The sequence below is a fragment of the Microcoleus sp. AT3-A2 genome, assembly GCF_036705685.1.
Classification (GTDB): domain Bacteria; phylum Cyanobacteriota; class Cyanobacteriia; order Cyanobacteriales; family Microcoleaceae; genus Microcoleus.
This window is the reverse complement of the sequence record NZ_JAUBVF010000058.1, coordinates 28,245-40,663: the sequence shown is the minus strand read 5'-3', so window position 1 is coordinate 40,663 and position 12,419 is coordinate 28,245. Positions and strand designations below refer to the sequence as shown.

Below are 12,419 nucleotides of genomic sequence, written 5' to 3'. Positions count from 1 at the left end.
AGCCGGATGAGGTGAAAGTCTCAAGTCCGGTTCTGAATGAGAGGTGGGGAAAGTGATTTCCCCATCGACTCTAACTCAAACTGTGGGCACATCCAAGATATGCCACTCAAAGAAAGGACTTATAACTGTGGAAGTTGTGGTCATTCGATGGACAGAGATTTAAACGCAGCAATTATGTTATCGCGGTTGGCTAAACCGTGAAAGCTTACTGAGGGATAACCGCTCCCATGCTCCCGATGAAGTAAGAAGCAAATGTCTAGACTTGTCTAGTATTTGTATAGCAGTTCTATCATCTCCAGCAGATTTTGGGTATATTCGTCCAGGTAGGTGAGATTACCGTGGATGAAGTTGACCGGGTTATTGATTTCATGGGCAATTCCCGCAACCAACTGTCCCAAGCTAGACATTTTTTCGCTTTGGATAACTTGCATCTGGGCTTTTTTCAGTTCGTTTAGGGTTGTCTCCAGTTCTTTAGCTTGCGCGGTCGAGGAAATTGCTAGTTCTTCGATCGCAGCAACCTGGGGCAGACTTGTCCAGCAAGCAATTGCCACTCCCACAAATGCCAGCGTCATCAACACAATAATGAGCAGATAGGGATTGTTGGTTCCGGCTTCTACCCGCAGCCAGGAGCGAATCAGCCAACTTATCGTCGCTGTACCACAAATCAGCGCAATCAAAATTCCGACCTGAAGCACCACAAAGTATTCGTTTTTAGGAGCAGTTACTGCCTTGCTATGGAGTCTATCCCACCACGGTAAGTGCAAAGATGGCCAAGGAATCCGCAGAATCGCAGCGTCTAGCGCTATCACTGCTAACGGCAATAGCAACCCGATGCCAAAATCCATCCTTCCCCAGGCAACACCACCCACCACCAGGGAAATGAACTCCACCACCAGTAATGCTAAGGATAGTCGCCCCCAACGCACGACTGGATCGTTGCGCTGCATCCACAGCCCCAAGTGCAATCCCATGATAGAAATGAAAAAACTCACCCCTGACACCACGATAATTCGAGTGGTGTTGCCCCATACTAAAAATCCTAAACTACAGATAAAGGTTAGCAGCAGGGCGGGTTCTAGGGAACCTCGACGGGACACTGCGCCAAACACTGGAGACAACAGCCCATCCTGCGCGAGTTGAAAAAGGATGCGGGGCGTATTGCAAACGCTAGTCGCAGATCCCAACAAACAGCTAGCCGCAACCAGCAATGTGACTATGACAGGGGCAGCGTCTCCCCAGAAAGGCTTGGCAGCCACCAAGAAATTGCCGTACACATTGCCTTCTAAACCGACAGCCGTTGCCAACTGCAACAACACTAAACTGCCACCCACAAACACCAGAGGCATGAACCAGGCAACCCAAGACAGCGCCTTAAGGGTGTCTTTTGGGTGGAGACTGTCTGCTACAAAGGATGAAGCTGTGTCACAGCCATAGAAGCTATAAGCGGCAAACAAGAACCATTTCAGCCAGTCCTGGACACTGATGGTATCAATGCTGCTGGGCAACAATAGTCCGGACTATTTTGAGATCCTAGTCGGAAACCCTTGATTTTTCGTTAGGAAGTCGATGCTGCAATCGTCCTGACACCCTTATTTTACGCTTGGCAATCGCACACTGTCCGAAGTATTGTGGGCAAGAGTCCGGGGCTTTGGGGCGAAAAGGCAAGCCAGCCTAAACCCTGAACGCAGAAGAGAAGTAAAAAGCCGATCGAAGGAATGATAAAAAAGAGGTGCAGAATTGCGACGGCGCGAGTTCCACTGAATGCTAAAAAGTAAGCGATCGCAGTAAAACCGATCTCAAACACTTTTTCTGGAATACTCAGCCCCATCGGTTCTAAATGGAATTGGATCAAATTTGTGATGACGATCGCATTAATGGGCGGAAAGGAAACCCACCCCAAGAAGTAGGCAATCCCCAAGTAGCGGGAAAGGGCAGGGTAACGATGGAGCAATCGCGTGATGTAATTTGGTGTCCCCCCAGATACATCTGGATATTTCTCACCCAAACTCTGAACTTGAAGATTAAACAGAATTCCGACGATCACACCAGGAATCCAAACCAACAGCGATGCGGAGCCAATTTCTGCTTGCATCGACGGCGCTAAGGTAAACCACATCAGATATCCAACCACACTAAACCCCCAAGCTTCCGCAGAGGACATGGTGCGCCGGAGGCGATTCAGAAATGGCACACGATCTATTTCCATAACAAGCAGATAGGGGTAATCCTATTGTGATACAATTGCAATTTTTACAGTCAATAAAAAACCAATACCTAGTGTTTCCTTCGAGGGATGAAAATTCTAAGGTCGATCTGATATAGCGGTCAAATATTGAGGCAATGAGTTGAGGTTACTAGCGATCGCAATACTCAATACCCAATACTTCAAAATTACCTGCGGTCGATCGCACCGGAGCAAGTTTTCAAGGGATGCACTAAAATCTTCTTTAGATAGCTATTATAGATTAATCATGAAGATTAAGGCGATTATCTGGCAAGAACATGGCTTATGGTGCGACTCAGTTCCAGCACTTCCAGGTTGTCACACATAGAGAGAGAGTTATGAACAATTGTTAGAGAGGCTTGAAGATGCTGTTTAGGGTTGGATTGAAGTCGTCAATCAACAAAATGAACTTGCCCGGAAAAACAGTTAATTGAGTTACAGCAATCCTCACTAAAATTGAAAAATTTTAACTATTCTTATAGCTATGAAAGGGTTTATTCAATATCTTTACGAAATCAAATTAGATAAAGCTATTCTCTGGTGCTATCTCATTTGGTATGTTGTAGTAGTTTGTTTTCATTTTGATCCTTCTCTTAAAATATGGATCAATTCAATGGGTATAAGTGCTGTAATCGGTACGGGTCTGATGCTAAGTGTTTCTTCTAGTAAAGGCAAAAGAGATCATTGGCAGGCATTCAGGTTATATTTCATGCCATTTTGTGTTTCAAGTTTCTCTGCCTTGATTAAAGACCAGGGATTTATCATATTTATATCACCAAATATCACCTAAACAATAGTATCAGTATCATGCTGTGGTCTGTTTTTATTACTTATTTTAGTAGTCAGACTATTCAAAAATAAAGTTATTTAGCGGAAGTATAAAATTGGTAAAAGCAGCAGAAATATGACATTTTAGGTTAAAATTACCCCGATCGCCTTTAAAGACGATCGAGCTTGTAGAACTCTTACGCCCCGATGAAGCGATGGAATTGCTTTCTTTGTTTATAGTCCGATAGTTCTTTGAGTGCGATCGCTTTTTGGTTTGGGCGATCGCCAAGTTGTACTATACTAGCCCCTGTAAAGCAATTACCAAGATCCCCAGACGAATATCGGCGGTAAGCGGGTTGCTAAAAGCGGTCGATCGCGCTGGCATTTCCTGCCCTCAAATCGCTTTCTTTGGATTAATTGACGTTTTAAATTCTGCCTTCTACTTTCTCCGTTGGGGCCACACAAACGGGGGGTAATGCCCTCGCTGCGGTCAATTGTCAATAATCAATTATTAATTGTTAATATTCCATGAGGAAGCCAAAAAGGTATATCATAACCTTAACCGGATCATTTCTTCCCAGATATGTTCTACTGTTCTAATCCCACGTGTTCTCATCCTTTCAATCCCGACAACTCTAAATTTTGTCAAAGTTGCGGATCGCAAGGCCTCAACCCTCTCTTCAGAAACCGCTACCGCGTGATTCGACTGTTGGGCGAAGGGGGATTTGGCAGAACTTATGAAGCGGTAGATACGGATCGCATGGACGATCCCTGCGTAATCAAACAGTTTGTACCCCAATTTCAAGGAACCTCAGCACTTGAAAAAGCCGCAGAATTGTTTAAGCAAGAAGCGAAACGACTGTACGAACTGGGTGAACATCCCCAAATTCCTCGATTAATTGCTTATTTTGAACAAGACAAGCGACTTTATTTAGTACAAGAGTTGATTGAGGGGCAAACTTTACTAGCAGAATTAACTCAGCAGGGCGTTTTTAGCGAAGAAAAAATTTGGCAGTTACTCGCAGATATTTTGCCGATTTTGAAATTTGTGCACGATCGCAATGTCATTCACCGAGACATCAAACTTGAGAATATCATCCGCCGCCGCACCTCTGTTAGCTCATCATTGCCAAAGGTGGGAAATTTTCGCAATTCAGCTTTCCGAAGGGGAGGGCGGGGAGAGTTAGTTTTGATAGATTTCGGTATTTCCAAACAAGTGACGGGCTCGCTGATGAGCCAAGTAGGCACAACGGTAGGAACGCCCGGATATTCGCCGGTAGAACAAATGCGCGGTCAAGTTTTCCCCGGAAGCGATTTGTACAGTTTGGGAATAACTTGCCTGAGACTGCTAACTCAATGTTTGCCAAAAATTGACGGTTCCGATGACCTTTACGATCCGATAAACGGCGGCTGGATGTGGAGAGAACGGTTGCCAGCAGGCACAAAAATTAGCAGCGAGTTGGCAAATGTTTTAGACAAATTAATTCAAGATTATCTCAAAAATAGATATCAATCTGCTGATGAAGTAATCAAAGCTTTAAATCTCTATTCTTTACCTCCCCAACCCCATTGTGCCAATGGAGGACAACTTGCTCTAAATTCTTTTATGATAAAGGGAGGACAACTTGCCATCAATACCCCGCTCAATCAAAGCGGGCAAATCAACAGCAATATCTCTGTCAATCCGAGGAAAAAATCCAACACCACTCCGCCAGTGAACAAGGCATCGCAGAGAATTGCTGTTGTCAAAAGCACTTTTGAATTTCAGGTGGTGACAGTAGACAAGCGCGGGAAGCAAACTAATGTTAACAGCGGCAAAGCGCGTTTTTTTGAAGAACATCTCGGTAGCAGTACAGTCCTGGAAATGGTATCTGTTCGTGGCGGTACTTTCCTCATGGGTTCCCCAAACGATCGGGGTGACAGCGACGAAAAACCACAGCATCCAGTAACTTTAGCATCTTTTTATATGGGCAAAGTTCCCGTCACTCAGGCACAGTGGACAGCAGTTGCAGCGCTGCCGGAAATTAAAATATTTCTCAATCCCGATACTGCCCGTTTTAAAGGTGCAAATCGACCTGTAGAAAATGTATCTTGGTACGAGGCTGTGGAGTTTTGCGATCGACTTTCTCGCAAAACTGGTAAGAATTATCGCTTGCCTAGCGAAGCCCAATGGGAATATGCTTGCCGGGGGCAAACTACGGGGCCATTTCACTTTGGGGAAACGATTACCAGCGAGTTAGCAAATTACAACGGAAATTCTAATTACGCTGACGCGCCGAAGGGAGTTTATCGCTTTCAAACGACAGATGTTGGTAGTTTTAAACCCAATGCTTTCGGATTGTACGATTTCCACGGAAATGTCTGGGAATGGTGCGCGGATTCTTGGCACAATAATTATAACGGTGCGCCTGCTGATGGTAGCGTTTGGGAGTCTGACGGGGACTCTTCGCTGAGGTTGTTGCGGGGGGGTTCTTGGAACGATCATCCTCCGAATTGTCGCAGCGCCTGCCGCCTCAGATATCAGCCGGATTGTAAGGCTAGTATTGTGGGTTTTCGAGTGGTGGTTTCTGTTGTTTAAGAATGGCGATTCCCTTGGGAGAGTCCCGCTTCACAAACTTTTCAACTTAACTAAAATTTAACCAGTTAAAAACTGTTTCCACTGTCAATTCTAACTCAATTCCATTAAGTATTGGCAAATTAGTTGCACCTTCGTACAGTTCCACTCTTTGTCCGGGAAATACCGCTAAAATACTTTCTTCTTCGGGAATCATTAACCACCCCAATTCAGTGCCTTGTTGCGAACAAGTAAGTAATTTAGCAAGCACTTTTGTTTGGCTTTGTTCGGGAGAAAGAATTTCAATCGCCCAGTCTGGATAAATTTCAAAGCGGTTAGCAATTCTACCCGATGCTAGAAAGGGAATTCTTTCCCACCGGAATACTGCTACATCTGGGACGAGTGATACACCGCCGAAAGTGCAACGCAACTCTGGAAAAGCATAAGCAATCTTTGGTGTTTCGACTATTTGGTTGATGACATTGCAAAGCTTACATTGCAATCTGCTATGTTCACCTTGAGGCATGGGTTTTTGAATGATTTCTTTGTTGATATATTCGGAAGCTGGTTCCGTTTCTGGAAGTTTTAGGAACTCCTCTAAGTTGGGCGAGATTTTAATGACTGTAGTCATAGGTCAAGTCGATTTTAGATTTTAGATTTTAAAAGAGATAGATACCAGAACCCCGACTGTTTAAAAGTCGGGGTTCTGGTATCTCTTATGAAGGACAAATTCTTGCCTTAACTAGCCTTCTTTTGAGGAGCGACTATGCGTTCCACACTCATAGCAGCCACGCTCAACGTCACCACAGCCATACCGAGAATTGCCACAGGCTGCAACTTCTCATTGATAATTAGAAAACCGAAGAGTGCCGTCATTGCCGGCCCCAAAGTGCCAATTACTGACGCTAAGGCTGCCCCTGCGAACCGGATGGCAAAATTATTCAAAAGATAGCTAAACAGCGTCAGCACCCCTAAAATAACACCTCCCACAATCAAACCAGGCCAAACATTTTGGTCGATTTTAGGAGATAAATTTTCCGACAGTGGCACCCACAAACTCAGGGAGGAAAATACAAAAATCGCGGCGAAATTAACTAAACTAAAAGGAATCGGGTGCAGCTTGCCCGCGGCCATTTGCGTCAGCAATACGTAACCTGCAAAGGTAATCCCAGAAGCCAGTGCCGCCGTGACTCCCACCCCGACATTGCCGGCGCCCGGAGCGGGGGCTGCAAAACTCGGCCACCCAGCTAAAATCAGACCTGCGGTAATCCCTAATATCGCCAAAAAGCCGACTTTGCTGGGGCGAGAACCAAACAAGATCCAAGAACCTAGTACGGTGACGATCGGATAAATAAAGAAAATCGTAATCGCAATCCCCGCCGGAATATTGCCGATCGCCAAATAAATCAAAACCTGAGACAAAAACAGAAAAAATGCGCTTCCTAAAACCTTGCTCCACAAAGCTCGATCGCCCGACTGGAACAACCGCCTAATATCTTTCCACACAGAAGGATACAAAAATGTCGCCAATATCGGCATCAAAGCCATTACCACGATCAGCCGCATCAACAAAATCAACAAAGAATTTCCAAAACCCGGAGTTACTACTCCCGGAAATTCAAACCACCCAAAAACCATCCGAGGATTTTTGCTTTTAATCAGAATTCTCAAACAAACATTAAACAGCGACAATACCACCGCCGAAGACAAAGCCAGCACCAAACCTGTCTGTACTTGAGAAGATGCTTTAACAGTTGCAGCAGGCGCTGAAGAATGCTGTGGCACGGGTTGTCGCGGCGTTTCCACAGGTGTTGGCTGCAGAAGTTGCGGGCGGACAGAATTAACAGAATTAACAGAATTAGTTGATTCCTCGACATAGGAATCTTGAGCATCGAAAGGATTCTCAAGATATGCTTCTTCTTCTTCGAGTTCTTCCCTGATGCGGTTTACGAGATTTTGTAACAGCTCTTCCCCTTGCAGTTCCAGGGTTTTCATGTTGTTGAGCCGCACGGAAAGCTCGCTTTCGTAACTGGTTAAATCTTGTTCCAGCATCTGGAAACTGCGATCGATCCTTTCATCCAGCGCCGCCAGCAACTCAGAGGCCCGTTCGTCGTAGTTGCTCGGCGGCATCGGTATCGGGAACTCACCGCTGGGAATAGGGCTGCTGAGAGAATGTCCCGAGTTAGCGCTGAGTTCGTTGAACCGCTGCACCAACAAATCTTGCAAATTGTGAGCCAAAACTTGAGCCAACTGCTTCAGCCACAATTGCTGCTGCTGAATGTATCGCCCCGACAGAGATTCCATTTGCTGAGACTGCAATTTGCGATATTGCTCTCTGAGGTCTTCAATATCCTCAATCAGGTGATTTTTTTCAGTTTGCAGCCGAGTAATGTCCTGATTTAACTGGCCTTTGACATTTTGATGCAAAGCGTCCAGTTCTTGCATTACTGAGTGGAGGACTTCTTCTGCTGATTGTACTTCTTCTGGCTCGTCCTTTGACGAGTATACGTTCCGCTGCGCCATTAGCCTATAACCTCTAATTTAAACTGCACGTTCACTGTTCTTAAGTATTTTGCCAAATCAGGCCGCAAGTTCTAGTGAGTTGATCTAAGAAATTGCGAACACTGTTTAATCAATAGTAGTCGCTAAGGTACAAATGTGAAAAAATTGCGTGAAGCAAAGCTATCCCGAAGGGAATCGCCCCAAGAACACTTTGTGCAATTAGAAATCATCAGAAAAATGGCTAGAAACCCCGTCCTTTTAGGACGGCTTTACATTTTTGATTTACTACCGCCTTGGGACTGGTTGGCTCGGTGTGCTTTTGTGTTGCACTTTCAACGGGACAATTACCGTCTCAAACTTTCCAGCCCTGTACGCATAGTGTTTTGCTCTTTCGAGCCTCCCTTGCGGGGTAAAGTTAGCTTGTCGGTCAAGGTTTAATGAGCTTGTTAGGCCCGTAGCACTGTCTCAGTGACCTTAAGACTGTTTAACTACCAGCGACAGAGCAGGGAACTAGCTTCGCATTCTCCCGGTGTCGTGACTCAAAAAACGTAGCCAGTTAAGACTTAGGCTGGTCAGAACGGCTTGTTAGATTTCTCCTTCAAGCCTCATGCCTTTAGGCTGAGGTTCCTGACACTACAGCTTGACCTCTCCACGAATTGCTCCCGGTAATTCTCGCATATAACTCACCCGATTGCACCCGACTCACAAACCTAAGAGCCCGTTCCGCGACTAAATTTGATTGGGGGGTGGCACTCCTAGCCCCTCAACGGATAACTTGATGCTGCGGCCAGAAATCCGGTTTCTTTTGCCCGCCTTTCTCCCGCACTCCCGCGCCCAGATTTATTATATTAAAGGTTCCGATCTTTTGCTCGCGAAAGTTTTAAGAGGCGATCGCACCATCAAAAAGCCACCCCGCGCCATCAAAAAATTAACACATCCTATCCCGAAGAGCAACAGATATGGCATCCGAAAATTTTGACGATTCCTTTACAAACGATATAGAAAAACTGAATATTTCCTCAGAAGCCGAAGTGTTTGTCTTTCCGGCATCATTTGCCCAGCAGCGCTTGTGGTTTCTCGACCAATTCGCACCGGAAAACCCTTTCTATAATGTAGTAACAGCACTGCGCTTAACTGGTTCCCTCAACTTAACAGCTTTAGAGCAAACCTTCAACGAAATAGTGCAGCGACACGAAACTTTGCGAACGACTTTTGCCGTAGTATCAGGGCAACCAGTGCAGATAATATCTCCCGCTTTCAAGAATAATTTAAAAGTATTAGACCTGCAAGATTTGCCGCCAGAACAACGGCAAACAGAAGCAAAGAAACTCTCCGCAGCAGAATCTCTTCGCCCTTTCAATTTATCCACCGGGCCGCTGATGCGAGTCACCATCCTGCGGCTGACAGAAACAGAGCATATTCTCTTGCTAAATATGCACCACATAGCCTCCGATGATTGGTCGATCGGTGTACTAATTCGAGAACTGCAGGCTATCTATACAGCTTTGATAAATCAACAGCCATCTCCTCTACCAGAATTATCACTTCAATATGCAGACTTTGCCGAGTGGCAGCGCGAATGGTTGCAAGGTGAAGTATTAGAAACTCAGCTAGCTTATTGGCGGCAGCAATTGCACGGGATTTCTGTGTTAAATTTGCCCACAGATCGCCCTGCACCAGCTAGGCAAAATTATCGGGGAAAAACTCACTATTTAGAACTGCCTAAAAAGCTGAAGGACGCACTTTTAGCGCTCTCGCAGCGAGAAGGAGCGACTTTATTTATGACACTCCTCGCAGCATTTCAAACATTACTTTACCGCTACTCGCAGCAAGAAGATATTGTTGTAGGTTCGCCGATCGCCAATCGCAACCGCAGCGAAATTGAAACATTAATCGGTTTTTTTGTCAACACTTTAGTGCTGCGAACAGACTGTTCGGGAAACCCGACATTTCGAGATTTTTTGGGCCGGGTGCGGGAAGTTACTCTGGGAGCTTACGCTCACCAAGATTTGCCTTTTGAGAAGCTAGTCGAGGAATTACATCCAGAGCGATCGCTGAATCGCCACCCGCTGTTTCAGGTCGTATTCGGGCTGCAAAATGGGCCAGTGGACGAGCTAGAATTGCCCGAATTAAAGTTGAGTTCTTTCCATTTAGAGACTCAAACAACGCGCTTTGATTTAGAGCTGCATTTGTGGGAAGCTGCGGATAAATTTAGGAGCAGATACGGCGAACATTGGGAAGATTCGGAAGGGATCAGAGGATTAGCTGTGTACAATACAGATTTATTTGATGAAGTTACGATCACCCGAATGCTGAGGCATTTTAAAACTTTGCTGGAAAGCATTGTCGCTAATCCCGAACAAAGAATTGCTAACTTACCTTTATTGAGCGAGGATGAAGTGAATCAATTATTCAGAGAATGGAACGATACTCGGACAGATTATCCTCAAAATAAGTGCATTCATCAGTTATTTGAAGAGCAACTCCAGCAGCATCTGGAGGATGTCGCCCTAACTTTCGACAGCCAGCACCTCACTTACAGAGAACTCAACAGTCGCAGCAACCAACTGGGGCGTTACCTACAAAAAAAGGGCGTGGGGGCGGAGGTTTTAGTGGGGCTTTGTGCAGAGCGATCGATCGACCTAATTGTCGGGATGTTGGCTATACTGAAAGCGGGAGGAGCTTACCTACCGTTAGATCCGAGCTATCCGCGCGATCGGCTAAACTTGATGCTGGAAGATGCTCAAGTTAAAGTCTTGCTAATTCAGGATAAATTGATTGAGAATTTCGGAGACATCTCAAACTCGGTGATTTACTTCGATCGTGATTGGGAACACATAGCCAAAGAAAGCGCCGAAAATCCCGCCAACACCGTAACAGCAGACAACCTAGCTTACGTTATTTACACATCTGGCTCAACAGGAAAACCCAAGGGAGTTGCTGTCACCCACAAAGCAGTAAATCGGCTGGTACTCAACACCAACTATATAAAAATAGAACCTACCGATAAAATTGCCCAAGCATCAAACGCTTCATTCGATGCAGCCACATTCGAGATTTGGGGAGCCTTGCTTAACGGCGCTCAACTCGTAGGAATTAGCACAAATATTACCCTTTCGCCTCACGATTTAGCCTTAGAACTGCGCCAAGAAGGCATCACCGTTTTGTTTTTAACAACAGCCTTATTTCAACAAATTGCTAGAGTTTTACCGCAAGCTTTTAATTCGCTGCGCTGCTTGCTGTTTGGCGGAGAAGCGGTCGATATGAGAGCGGTTAAAAAAGTTCTCAAACAAAATCCAACTACTCAATTAATTCACGTTTACGGGCCGACCGAAAATACCACATTTTCGGCTTATTACTGTGTGCAAGACGTACCCGAAACCGCAACATCTATCCCCATTGGCCGCCCGATCGCCAACACGCAAATTTATCTCCTGGATGCGGATTTGCAGCCGGTGGCGATCGGTGTTATGGGTCAATTGTACGTCGGCGGTGACGGACTGGCGAAAGGCTACCTCAACCAGCCTGATTTAACTGCTGCTGCATTCATTCCCAATCCTTTTAGCAATAAATCTGGTTCTAACCTTTATAAAACAGGTGATTTAGGCCGCTATTTAGCTGACGGCAACATCGAGTTTTTAGGTCGCGTTGACGACCAAGTAAAAATTCGTGGCTACCGCATCGAATTGGGAGAAATTGAAGCGGCTTTGTGCCAGCATCCACAAGTGCGCGAAGCAGTAGTAATTGTGAGGGAAGACATCCCAGACGAGAAACATTTGGTAGCTTATGTTATTCCTGACGGCATTAATGAAAAATCAGAAAGTCACAATCTAAAATTAAGTGACTTGCGCCAATTTTTGAAAGAAAAGTTACCAGGATATATGGTTCCTGCAACTTATGCAGTGTTGGAGAATATGCCACTGACGCCTAATGGCAAAGTAGACCGCCGCGCCTTGCCTGATATAGATACAGACAGCGAGGATATAACAGAAAATTATGTAGCGCCTCGGACTGAACTCGAAAAGGCGATCGGGAAAATTTGGGCTAAAGTTTTGGGAAAACAGCAGGTTAGTATCTACGATAATTTTTTTGAGCTAGGCGGGCATTCCCTGCTAGCAACTCAGTTAATTTCTCGCATCCGAGACGCTTTGCAAGTCGAGTTATCGGTCAGCAATTTGTTTGAGGCTCCGACTGTGGCGAGTCTGGCAAAATACATTGAAACAATGCGCTGGGCTGCGAAAGGTTTGGATACTCCCAGAACCGACGAAAATGAGCGCGAAGATGTGGAATTTTAAGGCCTTACATAATAGGAAGAGGATTTTGATTGTTTTGTGGGATGGGCGTCCGCAGCAACTCTGTTTAACAGCCTGT

8 protein-coding genes are annotated in these 12,419 nt (G+C 45.4%); 4 read left to right on the top strand and 4 right to left on the bottom strand.

The window, feature by feature from the left end; genetic code table 11:
- Positions 1–36: 36 nt before the first annotated feature.
- On the top strand, positions 37–201 hold the full coding sequence (locus QUB37_RS23860) for a zinc ribbon domain-containing protein (RefSeq protein WP_333166879.1): 165 nt from the start codon (positions 37–39) through the stop codon (positions 199–201).
- 65 nt (positions 202–266) lie between these two features.
- Here the strand turns inward: QUB37_RS23860 and QUB37_RS23855 are convergent, their stop codons facing one another.
- On the bottom strand, positions 267–1,505 hold the full coding sequence (locus tag QUB37_RS23855) for a hypothetical protein (RefSeq protein WP_333166876.1): 1,239 nt from the start codon (positions 1,503–1,505) through the stop codon (positions 267–269).
- Between the two features lie 89 nt (positions 1,506–1,594).
- Entirely contained in the window at positions 1,595–2,206 is a 612-nt protein-coding gene (locus QUB37_RS23850) for a hypothetical protein (RefSeq protein WP_333166875.1), read from the bottom strand.
- A 1,369-nt stretch (positions 2,207–3,575) separates the two neighbouring features.
- On the opposite strand from QUB37_RS23850, the gene QUB37_RS23845 reads away from it, so the two are divergent.
- On the top strand, positions 3,576–5,570 hold the full coding sequence (locus tag QUB37_RS23845; RefSeq protein WP_445300054.1) for an SUMF1/EgtB/PvdO family nonheme iron enzyme: 1,995 nt from the start codon (positions 3,576–3,578) through the stop codon (positions 5,568–5,570).
- Positions 5,571–5,616: 46 nt separating this feature from the next.
- On the opposite strand, the gene QUB37_RS23840 is transcribed toward QUB37_RS23845, so the two are convergent.
- Together QUB37_RS23840 and QUB37_RS23835 are read right to left on the bottom strand one after the other, a co-directional pair.
- Positions 5,617–6,177 (bottom strand): Uma2 family endonuclease, encoded by a 561-nt coding sequence (locus QUB37_RS23840; RefSeq protein WP_333166871.1) that lies wholly within the window; start codon positions 6,175–6,177, stop codon positions 5,617–5,619.
- A gap of 107 nt (positions 6,178–6,284) precedes the next feature.
- Positions 6,285–8,069: an EamA family transporter gene (locus QUB37_RS23835; RefSeq protein ID WP_333166869.1), complete on the bottom strand. Its 1,785-nt coding sequence runs from the start codon at positions 8,067–8,069 to the stop codon at positions 6,285–6,287.
- Between the two features lie 135 nt (positions 8,070–8,204).
- On the opposite strand from QUB37_RS23835, the gene QUB37_RS23830 reads away from it, so the two are divergent.
- Together QUB37_RS23830 and QUB37_RS23825 are read left to right on the top strand one after the other, a co-directional pair.
- Complete coding sequence (locus QUB37_RS23830; protein WP_333166867.1) at positions 8,205–8,486, top strand: hypothetical protein; 282 nt, start codon at positions 8,205–8,207, stop codon at positions 8,484–8,486.
- Positions 8,487–9,007: 521 nt separating this feature from the next.
- On the top strand, positions 9,008–12,343 hold the full coding sequence (locus tag QUB37_RS23825) for an amino acid adenylation domain-containing protein (RefSeq protein ID WP_333166865.1): 3,336 nt from the start codon (positions 9,008–9,010) through the stop codon (positions 12,341–12,343).
- The last annotated feature ends 76 nt before the right edge of the window (positions 12,344–12,419 follow it).